The 19,671-nt window shown below is 38.9% G+C and carries 16 protein-coding genes; 10 read left to right on the forward strand and 6 right to left on the reverse strand.

Annotation, left to right across the window (positions count from 1 at the left end; translation table 11 throughout):
* The first annotated feature begins 183 nt into the window (after positions 1 to 183).
* The 4 genes from SLP02_RS23365 to SLP02_RS23380 all read left to right on the forward strand — a co-directional run bounded on the left by SLP02_RS23365 (position 184) and on the right by SLP02_RS23380 (position 4,322).
* Complete coding sequence (locus SLP02_RS23365) at positions 184 to 1,860, forward strand: acetolactate synthase large subunit (RefSeq protein ID WP_319423721.1); 1,677 nt, start codon at positions 184 to 186, stop codon at positions 1,858 to 1,860.
* Between the two features lie 260 nt (positions 1,861 to 2,120).
* Complete coding sequence (locus SLP02_RS23370) at positions 2,121 to 2,642, forward strand: photosystem I assembly protein Ycf3 (RefSeq protein ID WP_319423124.1); 522 nt, start codon at positions 2,121 to 2,123, stop codon at positions 2,640 to 2,642.
* A 105-nt stretch (positions 2,643 to 2,747) separates the two neighbouring features.
* Positions 2,748 to 3,044 carry an Asp-tRNA(Asn)/Glu-tRNA(Gln) amidotransferase subunit GatC gene (gene gatC / locus SLP02_RS23375; protein WP_319423125.1) on the forward strand — a complete coding sequence of 99 codons (297 nt, stop codon included), beginning with the start codon at positions 2,748 to 2,750 and terminating at the stop codon, positions 3,042 to 3,044.
* Positions 3,045 to 3,527: 483 nt separating this feature from the next.
* The gene (locus SLP02_RS23380) at positions 3,528 to 4,322 is read left to right on the forward strand and encodes a hypothetical protein (RefSeq protein WP_319423126.1); all 795 of its coding nucleotides are present in this window, start codon (positions 3,528 to 3,530) and stop codon (positions 4,320 to 4,322) included.
* A 17-nt stretch (positions 4,323 to 4,339) separates the two neighbouring features.
* On the opposite strand, the gene pruA is transcribed toward SLP02_RS23380, so the two are convergent.
* The gene (pruA, locus tag SLP02_RS23385; protein ID WP_319423127.1) at positions 4,340 to 7,339 is read right to left on the reverse strand and encodes an L-glutamate gamma-semialdehyde dehydrogenase; all 3,000 of its coding nucleotides are present in this window, start codon (positions 7,337 to 7,339) and stop codon (positions 4,340 to 4,342) included.
* Between the two features lie 248 nt (positions 7,340 to 7,587).
* Between pruA and SLP02_RS23390 the strand changes: the two genes are divergently transcribed.
* The 4 genes from SLP02_RS23390 to SLP02_RS23405 all read left to right on the forward strand — a co-directional run bounded on the left by SLP02_RS23390 (position 7,588) and on the right by SLP02_RS23405 (position 13,420).
* A complete protein-coding gene (locus tag SLP02_RS23390; protein WP_319423128.1) occupies positions 7,588 to 8,985 on the forward strand; it encodes a glycoside hydrolase 100 family protein in 1,398 nt (465 codons plus the stop codon).
* Between the two features lie 444 nt (positions 8,986 to 9,429).
* Complete coding sequence (locus tag SLP02_RS23395; RefSeq protein WP_319423129.1) at positions 9,430 to 9,960, forward strand: LabA-like NYN domain-containing protein; 531 nt, start codon at positions 9,430 to 9,432, stop codon at positions 9,958 to 9,960.
* A 404-nt stretch (positions 9,961 to 10,364) separates the two neighbouring features.
* The gene (gene dprA, locus SLP02_RS23400; RefSeq protein WP_319423130.1) at positions 10,365 to 11,471 is read left to right on the forward strand and encodes a DNA-processing protein DprA; all 1,107 of its coding nucleotides are present in this window, start codon (positions 10,365 to 10,367) and stop codon (positions 11,469 to 11,471) included.
* 236 nt (positions 11,472 to 11,707) lie between these two features.
* On the forward strand, positions 11,708 to 13,420 hold the full coding sequence (locus SLP02_RS23405; RefSeq protein WP_319423131.1) for a ShlB/FhaC/HecB family hemolysin secretion/activation protein: 1,713 nt from the start codon (positions 11,708 to 11,710) through the stop codon (positions 13,418 to 13,420).
* Between the two features lie 122 nt (positions 13,421 to 13,542).
* Here SLP02_RS23405 and SLP02_RS23410 read toward each other — a convergent pair whose 3' ends face one another.
* Both SLP02_RS23410 and SLP02_RS23415 read right to left on the reverse strand, forming a co-directional pair.
* Complete coding sequence (locus SLP02_RS23410) at positions 13,543 to 14,145, reverse strand: peroxiredoxin (RefSeq protein WP_319423132.1); 603 nt, start codon at positions 14,143 to 14,145, stop codon at positions 13,543 to 13,545.
* Between the two features lie 158 nt (positions 14,146 to 14,303).
* Positions 14,304 to 15,089: a TIGR01548 family HAD-type hydrolase gene (locus SLP02_RS23415; RefSeq protein WP_319423133.1), complete on the reverse strand. Its 786-nt coding sequence runs from the start codon at positions 15,087 to 15,089 to the stop codon at positions 14,304 to 14,306.
* Positions 15,090 to 15,162: 73 nt separating this feature from the next.
* On the opposite strand from SLP02_RS23415, the gene SLP02_RS23420 reads away from it, so the two are divergent.
* Entirely contained in the window at positions 15,163 to 15,471 is a 309-nt protein-coding gene (locus tag SLP02_RS23420) for a 30S ribosomal protein PSRP-3 (RefSeq protein WP_319423134.1), read from the forward strand.
* Between the two features lie 265 nt (positions 15,472 to 15,736).
* Here SLP02_RS23420 and atpC read toward each other — a convergent pair whose 3' ends face one another.
* From atpC to SLP02_RS23435, 3 genes are all read right to left on the reverse strand, one after another.
* Positions 15,737 to 16,147 carry an ATP synthase F1 subunit epsilon gene (gene atpC, locus SLP02_RS23425; RefSeq protein WP_319423135.1) on the reverse strand — a complete coding sequence of 137 codons (411 nt, stop codon included), beginning with the start codon at positions 16,145 to 16,147 and terminating at the stop codon, positions 15,737 to 15,739.
* 145 nt (positions 16,148 to 16,292) lie between these two features.
* On the reverse strand, positions 16,293 to 17,747 hold the full coding sequence (atpD, locus tag SLP02_RS23430) for a F0F1 ATP synthase subunit beta (RefSeq protein ID WP_319423136.1): 1,455 nt from the start codon (positions 17,745 to 17,747) through the stop codon (positions 16,293 to 16,295).
* 219 nt (positions 17,748 to 17,966) lie between these two features.
* Entirely contained in the window at positions 17,967 to 18,746 is a 780-nt protein-coding gene (locus SLP02_RS23435) for a PD-(D/E)XK nuclease family protein (RefSeq protein ID WP_319423137.1), read from the reverse strand.
* 76 nt (positions 18,747 to 18,822) lie between these two features.
* Between SLP02_RS23435 and SLP02_RS23440 the strand changes: the two genes are divergently transcribed.
* Complete coding sequence (locus SLP02_RS23440; protein WP_319423138.1) at positions 18,823 to 19,599, forward strand: DUF1350 family protein; 777 nt, start codon at positions 18,823 to 18,825, stop codon at positions 19,597 to 19,599.
* Positions 19,600 to 19,671 lie beyond the last annotated feature (72 nt).

Here is a 19,671-nt window from a genome sequence, read left to right on the forward strand (position 1 = left end):
TAATCAAAGCGATCGCATCAACATATTCCTAATCAAAATAAATCCCCAAATTCCCCCTTAAGGCATAAAGTTCAACTTACTGACATAGATCGAGGTATTGACCGTACCTTATTTAGAGTCAGAATAGCTATAGTTTGGTAAGAACAGAAAATTCTATATAGCGATAAGTTGGAAAGAGGCATGATGGGCGAATCAAATGTAGCAGAAGTTTTAGTTAGATGTTTAGAAAATGAAGAGGTAGAATACGTCTTTGGTTTACCAGGAGAAGAAAATCTGCATATCCTAGAAGCTTTAAGAGATTCTCCAATCCAGTTTATTACTACTCGTCATGAACAGGGTGCTGCGTTTATGGCAGACGTTTATGGTCGTTTGACAGGTAAAGCAGGTGTCTGCCTGTCTACTCTAGGACCTGGAGCAACAAACCTCATGACAGGTGTAGCCGATGCTAATCTTGATGGTGCGCCCCTAGTAGCAATTACAGGACAAGTGGGTACAGATAGAATGCACATTGATTCCCATCAGTATCTCGATTTAGTTGCATTGTTCGCCCCAATAACTAAATGGAATGCGCAAATTGTCCGCCCTGATACTACCCCCGAAATTATTCGCAAAGCCTTTAAAGTCGCTCAATCCGAAAAGCCTGGTGCAGTTCATATTGATTTACCAGAAAATATTGCTGCCATGCCTCTTAAAGGCAAACCTCTTCATCGTGATAACCGAGAAAAAACCTATGCCTCAACCCGTAGCCTGAATGCTGCTGCCGTTGCTATATCTAAAGCTAAAAATCCTTTGATCCTGGCGGGAAATGGTGTAATTCGTGGTCATGCAAGTGAGGCATTAACTGAATTTGCTACTCGGCTAAGTATTCCCGTTGCTAACACCTTTATGGGCAAAGGAGCAATTCCTTATACTCATCCTTTATCTTTATGGACAGTTGGACTACAACAGCGAGATTTAATTAGCTGTGCTTTTGATGAAGCGGATCTAGTCATTGCTGTGGGTTATGACCTAGTGGAATATTCCCCGAAAAAATGGAATCCTGATGGCGACACCACAATTATTCACGTCGACGAAAGCAGATCCGAAATTGATAGCAGCTATATTCCTTTAGTAGAAGTATTTGGCGATATCTCTGATTCACTTAATGATATCGTTAAACGTTGCGATCGCGAGGCATATCCTGGAAGTAATCGCAACGGCAAAGAAGCTACTTCGGCGGTAAGCTTGCGACATCAAATCAAAGAAGATTACGAACAGTATGCCAATGACGATGGTTTTCCCATAAAACCCCAAAAAATTATCTATGACCTTCGTCAGGTAATGGATCCAGAAGATATAGTCATTTCCGATGTGGGAGCGCATAAAATGTGGATGGCGCGTCACTATCACTCTGACTGCCCTAATACCTGTATTATTTCTAATGGCTTTGCCGCTATGGGCATTGCTATTCCTGGGGCAATGGCGGCTAAATTAGTCCACCCAGATCGCAAAGTTGTGGCAGTGACAGGGGACGGCGGTTTTATGATGAACTGTCAAGAGTTAGAAACCGCCTTAAGAGTCAACACTCCTTTTGTTACTCTGATTTTCAATGACAACGGCTATGGCTTAATTGAGTGGAAGCAAATTAGTCAATTTGGTCACTCTACTTCGGTTGATTTTGGAAATCCAGACTTTGTTAAATTTGCTGAGAGTATGGGACTAAAAGGTTATCGAGTCGAATCAGCAGCAGACTTGATTCCCACCTTGAAAAAAGCTCTGGCTGATGATGTACCAGCAGTTATTGATTGTCCTGTAGATTACAAGGAAAACTTACGCTTTTCGCAAAAATCAGGAGATCTAAGTTGTAAGATTACTATCTAGCTCAAGAAAAGCAGAGAATTGGCTGCTTGTTACTAAAAACTCTGGCTATAGGCTACAACGGCGTTGCTGAATTAGAATGTGCATCACAATAATTAATTTGAGGTGTCTTGTGAACAAGCTAAAAGCTAGCAACCTTACCGTTATGAGTTTTATATTTCAATTTAGCAACGCTGTTAAAACTATATTTAACTTATAGTTTTTAATTGGCATTTAGAGTTAATATCGAAAATAACTATGATTAATTAATTTTAAAATTTCCTATGCCACGTACCCAAAGAAACGATAACTTTGTAGATAAGACCTTTACTGTCATGGCAGACATCATCCTCAAAGCTCTGCCTACTAACAAAAAAGCCAAAGAAGCTTTTGCCTATTATCGTGATGGTATGTCTGCTCAAGGTGATGGAGAATATGCAGAAGCTTTAGAAAACTATGAAGAGGCATTAACCCTCGAAGAAGATCCTAACGATCGCAGCTATATCCTCTATAATATGGGCTTGATCTATGCCAGCAATGGAAATATCGATAAGGCGATGGAGCTTTATAATGAATCTATCGATCTTAACCCTAGAATGCCCCAAGCATTGAATAACATTGCTGTTATCTATCACTATGAAGGGGAAAAAGCCAAGGAAGTAGGCGACGTAGAAAAAGCAGAATCTTATTACGATAAGGCTGCTGAGTATTGGAAGCAAGCGATTAGAATTGCACCTAACAACTACATGGAAGCTCAAAATTGGCTCAAAATTACGGGACGTTCGGAAATGGATGTATTCTTTTAACAATAATCATCGATTAATTGTAGGGTGGGCATAAAACACAATTTTGTTCATTACCAAAAAATATTTATTAATGCCCACCAAATGAACAGTACACAGTAATCAAATATGATTGATCGCCAAGAAGTAAGAAAAGTTGCCAATTTAGCCAGACTAAATATTACTGAAGCAGAAGAAGAAGAATTTACCACCCAGCTTAATAGTATTCTTGAATACTTCGATCAGTTGAGTGAGCTAGATACTACTGGTGTTCCGCCAACTACCAGAGCTATTGAGACTAGTAATATTACTCGCGCTGATGAGCTTAGTCCTTTCCCCGCTAAAAAAGAGTTATTAAAGGCTGCTCCTGAACAACAGGGAGAATTTTTTAGAGTACCCAAAATCATTAGTACAGATGAAGGCTAGAAAAAATAGTTCAGCTTTGATTTAAGAAATGTCTTTCATCTTTGAGAGGCAATTTTTTTATGTTGTTTTAGTTTTTATAGCATTACGTATAAACATAATAGACATTTCTTAAAACTTATTAGTTATAGCATTACGGATTTACGCTCTTGACTGTTACTATCTACTACCTATTTATACGGCTATAAATGGCGATCGCTAAAGAAAAGTTATATTGAGAAACTTGAATTTGTCTAACCTCATTAGTAAATTTTCAAATAACTTTTTAGATAATCAATAAAGTTTTGATGAACTTGAAATATATAGTTTTATATCTACTAAATCTAAAAACGTTGATGTCAAAAGAAACGTAGTTTTTTAGACTACTTTTATTAATTTTTTTTGCCAAAGCGATGAGTTGCTATTGATGAGGTAAATGTATAGTATAAGTGTAATCTCTTAAGAGAATATACTGAATATCATATATTTTTTCCTGCTCAATTGAATATGTCGTTTACTTTTATCAAAAAAACTCTTAATTTACTGCCTGCATTTTTGCCCTTTATCTGTTTAGCAGGAATTGTAATCTTACAAGCTCAAGAATATAAACAATCAGTCCAAAAACTAAATCGTGTTAATTACCTTAGTCAAGAACAAGAACAAGCAAAACTAATTGAATTTCAAAAAGAAACGCCCCTTCTTGGCTTTGATAACATGGCTGCTGATTGGTCATATTTAAATTTTGTGCAGTATTTTGGCGATCGCCATGCCAGAGAAACAATTGGTTATAAATTAGTTCCCAATTATTTTGAAACCATTAGTCAGCTCGATCCTCGCTTTACTCAAGCATATCTTAGGCTATCAATTGCTAATTCCATGTATGCGGGATATCCCGAACAAACTATTACTTTGATGGAACAAGTTTTAGCTTCTGTAGAGCCAGATTCCGAACAGGCTGCATTACTTTGGACTTCTAAAGGTTTGGATGAACTATTATTTTTGGGAGATAAAGAAGCGGCGATTAAATCTTATAAAATAGCAGCCAAATGGGCAGCTTTAGAACCAAGTATTCCTGATAGTTTAACGATTAAAGACTTAGAAACATCTTTAAAATCAACCGATGAAATAGATTTAAAAGAAGCGCAAATTAGAGCCTGGTCTAGTGTTTTGGTTTATATTAAAGATAATCAGCGATCGCAAGAGATTGTTGCTAAAATTAATCGTCTTCAAGCAGAAGTTTTGACCTTAGAACAAAAAGCAAAACTACCAGCACAGTCAATTACCCCACCTGCAAAGGAATAGGGTAATTAACCTTTCAATTATTCAGCCCCTTCAATAGGAGCAAAGCCCTGACGCTGAATATTTTCTGTTACCACTCGCGGATCTAAAAACTGGACTAGATAATCTGGTCCTCCTGCTTTTGAGCCAACTCCAGAAAGCTTAAAGCCTCCAAAGGGTTGACGAGCAACGATCGCGCCAGTAATGTTGCGATTGATATAAAGGTTTCCTACTTCAAACTCTTTTGATGCCTGTTGGATATGACTAGGAGTACGGGAGTATAAGCCGCCTGTAAGAGCATAATCTGTACCATTAGCAATAGCTAAAGCCTCGTCAAAGCTATTAGACTTAATTATCGCTAAAACAGGACCAAAGATTTCCTCTTGGGCAATAGTATGATCTGCTGCCACATTGCTAAAGATAGTAGGGGAAATGTAATAACCACCATCGGGAATAGGCATTTCTAAAGCTAGTTCGCTTTGTTGTTTGCCTTGAGCAATATATTCTAAAATGCGATCGCGTGCTTGGAGATCGATTACTGGACCCATTTGGATATTAGGATCGTCCGTAGCACCAATATTCAAAGACTTAGTGGCTTCAACTAATCTATCTAGAAAAGCGTCATAAACAGGGGCTGCAACGATTACCCGCGAACAAGCCGAACACTTTTGTCCGCTATAGCCAAAAGCTGACTGCACTACCCCAACTACTGCCTGATCTAAATCAGCACTTTCATCGACGATGATGGCGTTTTTGCCTCCCATTTCGGCAATGACGCGCTTGAGGTGTTTTTGCCCAGGCTGTAGCTTGGCTGCGTCCGCATATATTTGACAGCCTACTTCTCTTGAGCCAGTAAAGGCAATTACGTGAGTGTCTTTGTGTTCGACTAAATATGAGCCGACTTCCGAACCTTTACCAGGAACATATTGAAATACCCCTTTGGGAATACCCGCTTCAACTAAAATTTCCGTCAACTTAGCAGCAATTATTGAAGATGTAGCAGCGGGTTTTAAGAGAGTACAGTTACCCGTAACTAGGGCAGCTACAGTCATGCCAGTGGCGATCGCAAACGGAAAATTCCAGGGAGATATTACTACCGCAATACCCTTTGGCTGATAGAAATAGCGGTTGTTTTCTCCAGCAATATCATAGGTTTTGCCAGTAGCAAGTCTTTCCATTTCCGAGGCGTAGTAGCGACAAAAATCGATCGCCTCAGAAACTTCCCCATCAGCCTGGGGAATAATTTTACCTACCTCTAAACAGATCCAAGCATTTAATTCATGTCGTCGCTGTTCCATAATATCGGCAGCTTTACGGAGGATATTTGCTCTGTCTGTTGCCGAAGTAGCTTTCCAAGAGTTAAAAGCCTCTTTAGCAGCGTTCATTGCTTGCTCTGCATGTTCGACAGATATTTGTCCTACTTTGCCGACTAACTCATTGGCTCTAGAAGGATTAAGGGAGTCGAGATAGTTGGATGTTTCAATATATTCACCGTTAATCAGAGGTAAATAAGTTTTGCCCAATTCTTGCTTGACTTTAGCTAATGCCTGTTCTGCTTTAGTCCGCTTGTCAGTGTCAGCGTAATCTGTATCGGGTGCATATTGAAAATTATTACCTGTAGGGGCGGACAGCCGTTCGCCCCTAGCACGATCATCGTTAGCAACAGGAGGAGCAATTAATTCGGCAATGGGTTTTTCTTCTTGATTTTGCTTGATAAAAGAGCTATTTGCCGTATTTTCCAATAGTCTACGAATTAGATAAGCCATTCCTGGTAGTAACTTACCGTAGGGAGAATACACTCGCACCCGATGACCCCGCTTGACCAAAGCCTGCGCCAATTTATCTCCCATGCCGTATAGTACCTGCATTTCAAAGCGACGAGGGGGAATATCTAAAGTTTCAGCGATCGCACAAGCCAAAGCCTGGGAGCGCACATTATGACTACCAATAGCAGCATATAGATATTCATGATTTTCCAGCAGCAGTTGCGTCATGCGCTCGTAGTTTAAATCTGTTGCTGCTTTTTTGTTGTATACGGGCTGCTGCCAATGATTTTGCTCAGATTTGATCGTTTCTTGATCCCAGTATGCCCCTTTAACTAATCGCACCGTCAAAGGATGACCACGTTCTTTTACCCACTCAATAATTCCCTGCAAGTCTTGATAAGAATCTCTTAGGTAAGCTTGAAGGGTAATGCCCAAATCTGTACGACTACGAAATTCCTCTTCTATTAGTAACTCTTTAAGGATCTGTAGCGTTAAATCCTTATAGCGATATTGTTCCATATCAAAATGGATTGCTGCCCCTACTTCTGCTGCCTTACGTAGTAAAATTCTCAGGCGATCGCATACTTGTTTTTTACTGCCTACAGGATTTAAAGGGTCAAACTGAGAATAAAAGGCAGTAAGTTTTACTGATACCTGTACCTGAGGTAATTCGATCCCATCAGCTAGATCGATACCCTCTTTCCTTTGCCAAGTTTGAGCTTTTTGAGAAAGCTGCTCAATTAAATTAATGTAGCGTTGTAGATAATCTTCTGCCTCAACTTCGGTAATTACTGCTTCACCTAAAAGATCGATAGTGAAGTTCATACCTTCTTTACGCAGGCGATCGATAGTTTTGATCACCTCGGCTATATTTTCTCCTGCAATATATTTATATGCCAGAGTTTCTACTGCCTTAGTAATGGTAGCTGCTGCGGTTTGTGCAGGAAAAGAATCAGCATCACTAAAGTTCAAAATGCCTTTGAGAGCATTTGGTAACTCGACTTCCTCCGTACTCATATATTGCTGAAAGTGGTTGGCAATTTCAGTTTTACTCTGAAGGGCAGGAATAGTATCAATAAAGCGAAACATCTGTACCCGCAGCCCTGGGTTAGCCATAGTCCAGTCCAAAACTTTATCATCCCAGCGCATCTGATCCCGCATCCGATTAAAGATGTTGTTCTTTTGTCTAGTACTTTTGATCAACTCTTGGGCAATAGACTGGGTTTTAGATTCGTAGCGGGTATCTAAGGTAATTTTATCTGCTTGAGCTACCACTGTGTAACAAACTCCTAAATACTGGGCGATAAATTTTAAACTGCTTATTATAATCTTTATTCTAGTTTTAAAGATTGTTTTTTGTAACAGCTTGACTGGCAAAACTAGACATACTTAAGAGTTTAGTAAAGTTTGAACTCAAAATAAACAAATATCAAGATACGATTACATAGTAAATTAGTCTCATTCATATATTTGGATTAAATATTCACCTTAGTTTTTATTTTTGTTTTAAAAGTTAGTTTTTTATGGTATTGATAGCAAAAGAAAGTATCGAACAACAGGCAAATCGGCTTCTAGAAGAATCGATTATTTATTACAATCAACAGCCTGTGGGAGCAGTAGCAGCTACAGACTCAGAAAGGGAAGCACTTAATTACGATCAGTGTTTTATTCGCGATTTTATCCCCGCAGCCTTGGTATTTCTGATTCAAGGCAAAACAGAGATTGTTTATAATTTTCTGATTGAAACTGTCGGTTTGCAAAAGCAAAAGAGGCGGGTTGACTGTTATCAGCCAGCCACAGGCTTAATGCCAGCTAGCTTTAAGGTCGAATCTCAGGGAAATAGTCAATACCTTCATGCCGACTTTGGTGATAAGGCAATTGGTCGAGTCACTCCAATTGATTCTTGTTTGTGGTGGATTATATTATTGCGGGCTTATGTCAAAGCAACAGGAGACAAAACTTTAGCACACAGCAGCAGTTTTCAGGAGGCTTTGACCTTTATTTTAGAAATTTGCCTGGGTCCTCAATTTGAAATGACTCCTACTCTTCTTGTTCCTGATGGTGCGTGCATGATTGATCGCCCGCTGGGACTAAGTGGTCATCCTCTAGAGATACAGTCTCTATTTTATATGGCTCTGCGGGCTGCCCGTGAAATGCTGGTTAAAAACGCAGCAGGTCGGGCTTTAGTTGACAGTATTAATAATCGTCTCGGCAGCTTGAATTTTCATCTGCGAGATTATTATTGGCTCGATCTTAAAAAACTAAATCAAATTCACCGTTATCGTGCAGAGCAGTTTGGTGAGTCGGTAGTTAATAAATTTAATATCTACCCTGAATCAATTCCTTATTGGTTAACAGAATGGATGCCCGACCAAGGAGGCTACTTAGCAGGTAATTTGGGACCAGGAAAAATGGATTTTCGCTTTTTTGCTCTGGGAAACTTGGCAGCAATTATGGGATCGCTGACTACCGAACATCAATCCCAAGAAATTTTGACCTTAATTGAACATCGCTGGTCTGATTTAGTGAGTAAAATGCCCATAAAACTTTGTTATCCTGCCATAGAAGGGCTAAGTTGGAAAATCATTACTGGCTGCGATCCCAAAAATACTCCATGGTCTTATCACAATGGCGGTAGCTGGCCTGTATTGTTGTGGATGATGATGGCTGCCTGTCAAAAAATGGGTCGGGAAGATCTGGCAGACCGAGCAATGGCGATCGCGGAAATTCGCCTGATGAATGATCAATGGCCTGAATATTATGATGGTAAAAATGGTCGTTTAATTGGTAAATCTTCCCGCAAATTTCAAACTTGGACGGTTGCAGGATGGCTACTAGCAAAATTATTAAGAGAGAATCCTCACTGTCTAAATTATGTTTGTTTTGAAGAAGATACAGAAGCGATCGCCTGCACTATATAACTATCACTATCACCCTGAAAAATACATCTTTTTTTAATTTGTTGATAATTAGGCGATCGTTATTAAGTAGAACGTTAACACTACTTTTTCTTATCAGATTTAATAAATTTATCTCAATCGCCTGCTCAGAAATTCACTTTTTGTTAGCTAGATTACAATCGGCGTATGTAAAAAAATCTTGCGCCAGCAAATTAAGTTGTTATCCAGGTTTTTTTTGTTTTAAACTGGTATGTGTGTGAAATATACCTAAATTAAATTTTATTCGGGTAATACCCTGTAGAAATCAACGCTTATTGCCAGATTTCTATTTAATAATATTTGGTCGTAGTTATTGCTACTGGTTTATTCATTTAATTGTTATGGCGTAATTTAATGTTATGGCTGTTGGTTGCGCTGCCAATTTGAGCCATTAAATATATTTAAGTTTTTATAGGTAAAAATTATATGGAATCTCATAACAAGTACTTGAGAGACCGTCTATCCATATTTGTAGACGGCAACAATATGTTCTATGCTCAACAGAAAAATGGCTGGTTTTTTGATCCTAGAAGAGTATTAGAATACTTCATTAAAGATCCTACTGTGGTTTTAATTAACGCCTTTTGGTACACAGGGCTAAAAGATGCCCAAGATCAACGTGGCTTTAGAGATGCTTTAATTAGTTTGGGCTATACGGTTAGAACTAAAATTCTCAAGGAATATTATGATGATGCCTCTGGTCGTTATTCTCAAAAAGCCAATCTGGATATCGAAATTGTGGTCGATATGTTTAACACCGTAGAACAATACGATCGCGTAATCTTATTTAGTGGTGATGGAGATTTTGAACGGGCGATCGAACTTTTGCGCTCAAAAAGTACTCACATTACCGTAGTCTCAACAGAAGGCATGATCGCCAGAGAACTACGCAATGCTACAGACCGCTATATAGACCTTAATGACGTTCGTGGTTATATAGAAAAAAGCGATTTTTGAAGGGATAAGGGACAAGGAAATAATACTAACTGATGTTACGCCATTTAATCTAACTGCGGTGACGGGGTGACGGGGTGACGAGGAGCGTATTCTAGTTAGACAGTCCCCAAGTCCCAAGTTTCCAAAGTCTCAAAGCCCTTACAGATCGATGAGTGCATAACGTCAGATACTAAATTAAACAGCCTTGTAGGGTGCGTTACATTATCATTAACGCACCCTACTTTACTTTTATCAACGGTCACAGAAGTAATCTGTGACTATTCAACAATGCCTAGTTTTATCCGTCAGGATGCTATTTAAAACCTGACTGATAAATTGACAATCAAAAAAAGGCGATTAATAATAATCTGTGACCGTTGGTCAATAATTGCAAAAGCGATCGCATCAGTAAACTTCAAAACTTTATGGAACAAGAACAAGCTTACTGGTTAGCATGGTCGCAAATTAAGGGTATTGGGGCGGTTTCTTTAAAAAAGGTCTATCAGCATTTTGGTTCTCTCAAAGAGGCTTGGCACGCCCCAGCGATCGCTTTTGGCGAGATTGACGGCTTGAGTAGTCAGTTTTTTAATGCTTTAAATCAGGGACGAGCAAAATTTGATTCAGCAGAACTTATATCTGAACATAAGAAGCAAAATCCTCAGTTTTGGATACCAGCAGAAGCAGCATATCCCAGACTGCTTTTAGAAACTCCTAGTCCACCACCATTACTATATTATTTAGGCGTAGTTGATTCTACCGAAAACCAAGGCATTAAGCCAACGATCGCTATTGTCGGCACTCGTAATCCGACTGAATACGGTAAACGCTGGACTAATAAAATTACCCAAGCTTTAGTAAATCATGGTTTTGGTATTGTTTCAGGTATGGCAGCAGGGATTGACGCAGTGGCTCATCATAGTTGCTTGGAAGTCAACGGCAGAACTATCGCTGTCTTAGGTACAGGAGTGGATACAATTTATCCTTACAGTAATCGCTCTTTATATCAACGTTTAAAAACTCAAGGCTTGATTGTTAGTGAATATCCAGCCCAAACTAAGCCAGATCGCAACCATTTTCCTGCACGCAATCGCATCATTGCAGGTTTATGTCGGGCTGTAATCATCATTGAAGCTCCTCAACGTTCTGGAGCATTGATTACGGCTCGCTTTGCTAATGATTTTGGTCGTGATGTATATGTATTACCAGGCTCTTTAGATAATAGCCAATCTTTAGGCTGCTTAGGTTTACTTAATTCTGGGGCGCACGTCATTTTGAGCATCGAACATCTGCTAGAAATGCTGGGGACAATGCCCTGTTTAGATCGTATCTCGTCCATGCCCAAATCAATACCTAATTTAGAACCAGAGCTAAAACAAATCTATAGTTTGCTCACTCATGAATCAATATCGTTAGATGCGATCGTTGAACAAACAGAACTAGACACCAGTAAAATTTTGGCAATTTTGTCTCAGTTAGAAATAATGGATCTCGTTTCTCAGCTACCAGGAATGCGCTATCAGATTAAACAGTAAGTATTTGCAACCATAACTTTTGCTCACTTCTCCGTGTATTCAACAACTTTTTTGTTTTTTACGTTATTTGCTACGTATTTTTGGGAATGTTAGGGCAACGGCTCTATTAAAACATACTTATAAATATGTTTACTCCAGGTACTTTTTGGTGTTTAGCATTAAATCTATTTAATCTCAGGAATATAAATCGATATACGTCTTATTTATTAGTTTTGCTACTAATTTCAATAGCAACCTTGACAGGATTACGCTCGGCAAATGCGGTTGAAATTGGCTCGACTCCAAAAGTCACAAAAGATAATTCAGAACTTCTAACAGTCTCTTTACCAGGGCTACAAACAACCAAGACTTTAGAAAGCGATCCCCAAAAAACTGCTGGTGATTTATCCTCTTTGCTATCTCAAGTTCAGACACCATCTGAAGTTAATAATCAGAAATCCTTTATCGCCAAACAATCTAATGTTCCAAAACAAATTGTCGTCAAGAAATTTCAGGTAGTTGGCAGTAGTATATTTAGTCAACAAGAGCTAAATAAAGCAATTAAATCTTATCGCGATCGCCCTTTAACCTTGCCAGAGCTATTTCAAGCCCGCAGTACAATTACCAAGCTTTATACTGACCAAGGGTACGTCAACTCAGGTGCTTATATTCCGCCTCAAGAACTAAATAATGGCACGGTAAAAATTGCAGTTTTAGAAGGAAAATTAGAAGGAATCAACGTCTCTGGTACAAAACATCTGTCGGACAAATATATTTCTTCTCGAATTGAAACCGCTGCTGGTACGCCAGTTAATGTGGAGTCTCTTTTGTCTGCTTTACAGCTACTCCGTCTCGATCCTTTAATCAAAAATGTTTCAGCCGAACTATCGGCAGGAATTCGTCCAGGAACAAGTTTGCTAGATATTCAGGTAACAGAAGCAGACGTATTTAATATTTCCACTAGTTTTAATAATAATAGATCTCCAAGCGTCGGCTCAAACCAACGTTCGGTAGGTTTGAACTACGGTAATTTGTTAGGATTTGGCGATCGCTTTAACTTTAACTACACCAATACTAGCGGTAGCGATAGTTTTGATGTGGCTTATGCCCTACCCATAAACTCCAAAAACGGGACGATTAAGGCAGGATTTAGTACTAACTCTAATGATGTTATTGAAGAACCTTTCAATGTCTTGGATATTCAGTCAAAATCTCGTTACTACGAGTTAAATTTGCGCCAGCCTTTAATACTTAAACCTAACCAAGAATTTGCCATTGGCGTGAGTCTTGCCCGTACTGAAAGTGAGACTTCTTTACGGGAAAATGATTTTCAGCTATCTCGTGGTGCCAATAAGGATGGAGAAACAAAAATCAGTGCGATTAGATTATTTCAAGAGTATGTCAATCGCAATGACAAAAAAGTTTTAGCGTTGCGATCGCAATTTAGCTTTGGCGTAGGTGCTCTTAATGCCACAATTAATAATGATGGTGAACCCGACAGTACCTTTTTTGCTTGGCGTGGGCAAAGCCAATGGGTAAGAAAACTTGGTGAAGATTTTCTATTTCTGTTGCGAGGGGATATTCAGTTATCAGGAGGTGCTTTAGTACCTCTTGAGCAATTTCGAGTAGGTGGTGTCAATAGTGCCAGAGGCTATCGCCAAGACTTGATTTTAGGGGACAATGGTATATTTACTTCCGCCGAGTTAAGAATACCCGTATTACGATTTAAAAAGATTGATGGTTTAGTTCAAATTGCCCCTTTCTTTGACTTTGGCACGGTTTGGAACAGTGATGATCTTGAGGTTAGCAATTCTGCTTTACCTTCTATAGGAGTTGGCTTAAACTTTTCTACTGGCACTAACTTTAATGCCCGTTTAGACTGGGGTATTCCTTTAGTTGATGTGAAGACTGAAGGAGATTCTCTACAGGAAGATGGGATTTATTTTTCTCTAGACTATAATTTTCTTTGATTTGACTGCTATTAGGGTCGAGGTGAGTGTTACCACTGCACCTCGACCGTCCGAAACCGAGCGTGAACCTTTTGACTTACTCGGCTACTCAACATATTTCCCATTTTGTCCTGACTGTTATTCTAGCCAACTGAAGAGAAATAAACTTTGGATTTTACTGGATCAGGATTCATGGTTTGATCTCCTTCTTGCCATCCCGCAGGGCAAACTTCATCAGGATTATTCTGTACGTGCTGAATTGCTTTTAGGGTACGTAATGTTTCATCGACGCTGCGTCCAAAGGAAAGGTTGTTAATCGTTGCGTGTTGAATTATGCCTTCTTTATCAATAATGAATAGACCTCTTAGGGCTACTCCAGCTTCAGGGTCTAAAACATTGTAAGCATTGCTAATTTCTTTTTTAATATCAGAAACCAAAGGATAAGCAATATCACCAATACCGCCTTGTTTGCGCTCAGTTTGAATCCAGGCTAGGTGAGAAAATTCACTATCTACGGATACGCCTAAAATTTCTGTATTTAAAGATTCAAACTCTGCATGGCGATCGCTAAAAGCGATAATTTCAGTAGGACAAACAAAAGTAAAATCTAAAGGATAGAAAAACAAGACAGTATACTGACCACGATAATCAGAAAGCTTTACAGTCTTAAATTCTTGATCGAATACAGCCGTAGCCATGAATTCAGGTGCTTCTTGCCCTACTCTTAAACATCCTTCTGTAGTCATATTTTTCATCTCCCTAAATACCAAGCAGGATTGGTTTACGATTTATATATTTTACGAATCTTAATCAATATACCATAGTCATACTTTAGACATCTTCTAGATACTTAAAGAAATTATTAACTAGTTCTAGGCAATTATTGCTTCACACAGTTGAGATTTTAATTACTCAAATCTTCAATCATTTGTAGCGTTAATTTTTCAACGTTACTTAAGACAATTTCCGCACCTGCTGCCATTAATTTTTGGGCATAATCAGCTTGTCTGTCGGCAGTTTGCACATGAGGCGGGAGTATCCCTACTCCAATCCATTTACGTTCTGGGGCAATCTCTCTGGCTTTTGCTACGGTGTACATATCAGCTACCGTGTCACCTAAATAAAATGCAGGAACAGTGCTTGGATTTGTTTCCACTTGAGATATAGCATCAAACATCCCTGTAGGATCGGGTTTGCTTGGCGCGTCTTCCATTGCTACCAAAATTGGATAATCTAGCTTCAATCGCTGTTTTAAAATATATTCTGCCGAACCTCTAGTTGCACCGCTAAAAAATCCCCAGCCAATTTGCTTGTCGCTCAACTGTTGCAAATATCTTTGGGATACGAGTAAAGGTTCGTGAGCAATGTAGCCATCGAAAACTTCTGGATTGTTACCTCGATAACGAGATTGGAAAAACTCAACAAGATGATCATAGTCTAACTGAACTTCTTGGCGGGTTTTATCCATCGCTTCAAAATAACGATAGGTTAATTCTTGAGATGCTTCCCAATCATTATTCCAAATTCCCTCTGATTTTAAATTGTCCAAGTCTTCCATGGTTGGTCGCCAACCACCATCAGTAAACTCTTCTACGGTATCGGCGATCGCTTTTCGATAAGAATTACCGACATCCCTAATTACCCCATCAATATCGAAAATAACAATTGCCTTGAATTGATTTTTATTCATGTTCGCAATCTTGTATAATTATCATTGGCTAAATATGTAAAATATTTTTTAATATAATTATTCGGAGGTTTAATTGGAGTCAGAGACAAGGTTTAAATTAAAAGTTTTGTGGTTAGATAAGAACGTGGCGATCGCAGTAGACCAGATAGTAGGCAAAGGTACAAGCCCTTTAACAGCTTATTATTTCTGGCCTCGTAACGATGCATGGCAACAGTTAAAAGACGAAATAGAATCAAAACACTGGATTGAGGAAGCAGAAAGCATTGAAATTCTCAACCAAGCTACCGAAGTAATCAACTTTTGGACAGAAAGGGGCAAGACTACTCCTATGACCCAAGCGCAGACTAAGTTCCCTCACATTGAATTTACTGGAACTAATTAATTAAATAGTTCTAAGCTTTAAGCCTGAGTTGTTTTGATGTTACGGCGATTCGCATCAAAAAAGCAAAATAATGAGATTACGTTTCGACTTCAAAATTTAACATTGTCGCTTCTTTTCTTTTCAATTAAATAAATCAGGGCAGAAAACCGATTTCTGCCCTTTTTTTACCTGCAAATTTTCCAAAATTATGAATTGTACAAACAGAGTTAGCTACATAATTATTGGCGTAGCTACTCATCCCTTACCTTTTATCATTCATCTCTTCCTAGACCTTGCCCCCAGCAGCTTGAAGACGCGCTCTAGCTTTTCGCATTGAGCTTTCAGCCTGAATTCTCTCCTGACGGTCTTCGCTATTTTCTACCTTCTGAAAACGAGACTGTGCCTGCTCATATTCAGAACGAGCAGTGTCTCGATCAATGTTATCTCCTAATTCTGCACCGTTAACTAAGATTTTGATTTCATCGTTTTCCACTTCGGCAAATCCACCCATCAGGGCAATGGATTTCCATTCTTTTCCAGGGCGAACACGCATTACACCAACTTCTAATGCAGTAAGTAGAGGCGCGTGACCTGAAAGAATTCCTAATTGTCCTGTGGTACTAGGTAGAATAATTTCGTCTACACTATCGTCCCAGACTGTTTTATCTGGAGTAATTACTTTTACAGTTAACGCCATTTTATCAATTATCGATTATCAATTATCAGTATCTAACTAGTACTAACCAGCAATCAATAAAAGCAAAGTGTTTAACGCTCAACTAGACCTTGGCAAGTTAATTCGCGTTCACTAATCACTGATTACTGGTTATTGATAGCTAAATTTATGCAGCAGCCTTTAGTTTTTCAGCTTTTGCTTTTGCTTCGTCAATGTTCCCTACTAGATAGAACGCTTGTTCTGGCAGATCATCTAATTCACCTTTTAAAATAGCTTGGAAACCTTGAATGGTTTGCTCAAGGCTTACATATTTACCAGGCGAACCTGTAAATACCTCAGCTACGAAGAAAGGCTGAGATAAGAAACGTTCGATTTTACGAGCGCGGTCTACTATGATTCTGTCGTCTTCTGATAGTTCGTCTAAGCCAAGAATGGCAATAATATCCTGTAGCTCTTTGTAACGTTGCAAAGTAGACTGCACAGAGCGAGCAGTGTTGTAGTGTTCTTCTCCAACAATATTTGCTTGCAGCATCGTACTAGTAGAAGCAAGCGGATCTACCGCTGGATAAATACCTTTGGATGCTAAACCACGAGATAGTACGGTAGTTCCGTCTAGGTGAGCAAAAGTTGTGGCAGGAGCAGGGTCTGTAAAGTCATCCGCAGGTACATACACTGCCTGAATAGAAGTAATCGAACCTTCCTTAGTAGAAGTAATGCGTTCTTGTAAGTCTCCTACGTCAGTACCTAGAGTAGGTTGATATCCTACCGCTGAAGGCATACGACCTAATAGTGCAGATACTTCAGAACCAGCTTGAATAAAGCGGAATATATTATCAATAAACAATAATACATCTTGCTTACTAACGTCACGGAAGTATTCAGCCATGGTTAGTGCTGATAGACCAACGCGCATTCTGGCTCCAGGCGGCTCGTTCATTTGACCATACACCAGAGCAATTTTCGACTCTTCAGGGTTGTCAGCATTAATTACGTTAGATTCGATCATCTCGTTATAAAGGTCATTTCCTTCACGAGTACGTTCGCCCACACCGCCAAACACGGATACACCACCGTGCTGAATGGCAATATTATTGATCAATTCCATCATAATAACGGTTTTACCCACGCCCGCACCGCCGAATAGACCAATTTTTCCGCCCTGGCGATAGGGAGTTAGCAAGTCTACAACTTTAATCCCAGTTTCAAATACTGTGGGTGCAGTTTGTAACTCAGTTAACTTAGGGGCAGATCTATGAATGGGAGAAGTATCTTCTGTGTTAACTGGACCTTTTTCGTCTACAGGCTCGCCAAGAACATTAAAAATTCTACCTAAAGTTGCTTTGCCAACAGGTACGCTTATAGGCGCGCCACTATCGACAATATCCATACCTCTGACTAATCCATCAGTACCACTCATGGCAACAGCACGAACCTGGTTGTCACCAAGCAGTTGTTGCACTTCGCAGGTAACTGAGACATCTTGTCCAGCAGGATTTTTACCTTCTACTTTTAAGGCATTATAAATACGGGGCATATTACCGCTGGGAAACTCAGCATCGAGTACAGGACCGATAATTTGAGTAATTTTACCAGTGTTTGTTTTATCTGTGGTGGCTACCATTTTCTAATATCTATTTGGTGGTTAGCTGTTTTATATGGCAGGTAAAATCTTAAAAAAAGTGTAAAATTTTGCCAACTTTAAGATTATCACTTTATCGATTCATCTGAAAACTTTCCTCTCATAGCTGTTGGGGCTTGTTTGATTAATATCTGTTCTTTTGAGTATTTAAACTGAAGCTAAATAAAACAATATTGCGATCGCCATTCTCTGAGATACTAATTAAATAGAAATTTCTTCAATCTCCTTAATCGATTTACTTAACTCTTGATGGCTATATTCGTTAGTCTCGTTTGCCAATAAAAATTGATGATAAGGACATTTTTGCTCGCAATTAGCTCTATGAGGCAACTTAGAGCCTAATTGTCGATAATCAGACAACCATGTTTTCAACTCATTAAGCAAATCTGCCAAATCTTGTTCTGTTTGCTGATGTTGCTGTTCACTATAGTCTAAAGTAACGCTTTGAGGTTTACCAGATTTGACAAACCAATAAACCATTTGAATTTGTTCGGGAGCATATTCAGAAGTTTCGGCTAAAACATAAAGATAGAGTCGCGTTTGCCAATTGTTAACTAAGTTTTTAGAGTCACGTGGTTGACGATATGTTTTCCAGTCGAGAATTATTGCTCTATCTATTTTAGCAATCAGCAAATCATAAATGACCGTGAGTAAAAAGCTACCCGAAGTGATGGTGCGACAATGTTCAGCTTCTCGCCAAATATCAGAATTTTGTTCTTGAAGATCGCGATTAGCTTGAACTAGAGCTTTAAAAGCGAGATCTAGCTCTGGATCAGTTGTTAGCAATGAATCAATAGGTAAAGTTAGCTCTCTTTGCTGCATCAATAAGTGAAATCGACTTCCCCACTGCATACTTTCCTGTTGCTCAGGTTCAGGTAGAGAAGTCAAGCCATCTAGATAAACTTGCTGAAACTTCGGAGGACAGATACTAAGAAGATTAAGATGACTTTGTGATAGTCGAATAAGATCTTTTTCAAACATTGGAGTACAGATTAGATTATTGCTAATCTAAAATTAATATACTGCGCACTAATAAATAACAAGAACTATAAAAGATATGGAGTGGCAAGAAATTTCTGGTAACTGGGTTTATCTTCCTCGTCAAGAAATAGTAGGAATCATTCATTTTTTAGGTGGAGCATTTGTGGCTACTGCGCCTCAAGTTTCGTACCGTTCAATACTAGAGCAGTTAGGCAAAGCAGGATATGGAATTATTGCCACTCCTTTTTTAAATACTCTAGATCATTTTGCGATCGCTCGTGATGTTTTGAATCGTTTTGAAACAGTTTTAGAAAGACTGCAAAAAAATAACAAATTGGGTAAAAGCTATTTACCGATATACGGTGTAGGACACAGTATGGGCTGCAAACTCCATCTGATGATCGGCAGCATATATGATATTGAAAGAGCAGGTAATATTCTTATTTCGTTTAATAATTATCCTGTCAACAAGGCAATTCCCTTTATGGAACAGCTTAATCTTGCTCCCATGCTGGAGGTGGAGTTTACCCCTTCTCCCTTGGAAACAACTAAATTAATTGCTGAAAATTATTGTATTCGCCGTAATTTGCTGCTGAAATTCAACCAAGATAACCTCGATCAGACAATTAATTTAAATTCTGTTTTAAGCGATCGCTTTCCTGATATGATCACCATGAAAACCATGACTGGAAATCATTTAACCCCCCTCAATCAAAAAGTTAAGTGGCAATCAAGCAGTTTTTTTACTCCAGTAGATGCGATCGGACAGTGGTTTAGTCAGGAAATGTCGCGAAATTTACAAAGTTTGCAGCAAGAATTAATCATTTGGCTCAATCCTCTGTCAGCTTTTTAAAGTTTTCATCAAGATGCCAAATTTATAATTACCAAGGCTTTGAGAGCAATAATGTATTTTTCTTGACCAATA

Origin of the sequence: Pleurocapsa sp. FMAR1 (assembly GCF_963665995.1) — a bacterium.
Classification (GTDB): Bacteria; Cyanobacteriota; Cyanobacteriia; order Cyanobacteriales; family Xenococcaceae; genus Waterburya.

What these genes read in the sequence shown, in the direction of transcription:
- SLP02_RS23365 (WP_319423721.1), top strand. Translation starts at nt 184, where the DNA reads ATGGGCGAATCAAATGTAGCAGAAGTTTTAGTTAGATGTTTAGAAAAT.
- SLP02_RS23370 (WP_319423124.1), top strand. Translation starts at nt 2,121, where the DNA reads ATGCCACGTACCCAAAGAAACGATAACTTTGTAGATAAGACCTTTACT.
- gatC (WP_319423125.1), top strand. Translation starts at nt 2,748, where the DNA reads ATGATTGATCGCCAAGAAGTAAGAAAAGTTGCCAATTTAGCCAGACTA.
- SLP02_RS23380 (WP_319423126.1), top strand. Translation starts at nt 3,528, where the DNA reads ATGTCGTTTACTTTTATCAAAAAAACTCTTAATTTACTGCCTGCATTT.
- SLP02_RS23390 (WP_319423128.1), top strand. Translation starts at nt 7,588, where the DNA reads ATGGTATTGATAGCAAAAGAAAGTATCGAACAACAGGCAAATCGGCTT.
- SLP02_RS23395 (WP_319423129.1), top strand. Translation starts at nt 9,430, where the DNA reads ATGGAATCTCATAACAAGTACTTGAGAGACCGTCTATCCATATTTGTA.
- dprA (WP_319423130.1), top strand. Translation starts at nt 10,365, where the DNA reads ATGGAACAAGAACAAGCTTACTGGTTAGCATGGTCGCAAATTAAGGGT.
- SLP02_RS23410 (WP_319423132.1), bottom strand. Translation starts at nt 14,145, where the DNA reads ATGACTACAGAAGGATGTTTAAGAGTAGGGCAAGAAGCACCTGAATTC.
- SLP02_RS23415 (WP_319423133.1), bottom strand. Translation starts at nt 15,089, where the DNA reads ATGAATAAAAATCAATTCAAGGCAATTGTTATTTTCGATATTGATGGG.
- atpC (WP_319423135.1), bottom strand. Translation starts at nt 16,147, where the DNA reads ATGGCGTTAACTGTAAAAGTAATTACTCCAGATAAAACAGTCTGGGAC.
- atpD (WP_319423136.1), bottom strand. Translation starts at nt 17,747, where the DNA reads ATGGTAGCCACCACAGATAAAACAAACACTGGTAAAATTACTCAAATT.
- SLP02_RS23435 (WP_319423137.1), bottom strand. Translation starts at nt 18,746, where the DNA reads ATGTTTGAAAAAGATCTTATTCGACTATCACAAAGTCATCTTAATCTT.
- SLP02_RS23440 (WP_319423138.1), top strand. Translation starts at nt 18,823, where the DNA reads ATGGAGTGGCAAGAAATTTCTGGTAACTGGGTTTATCTTCCTCGTCAA.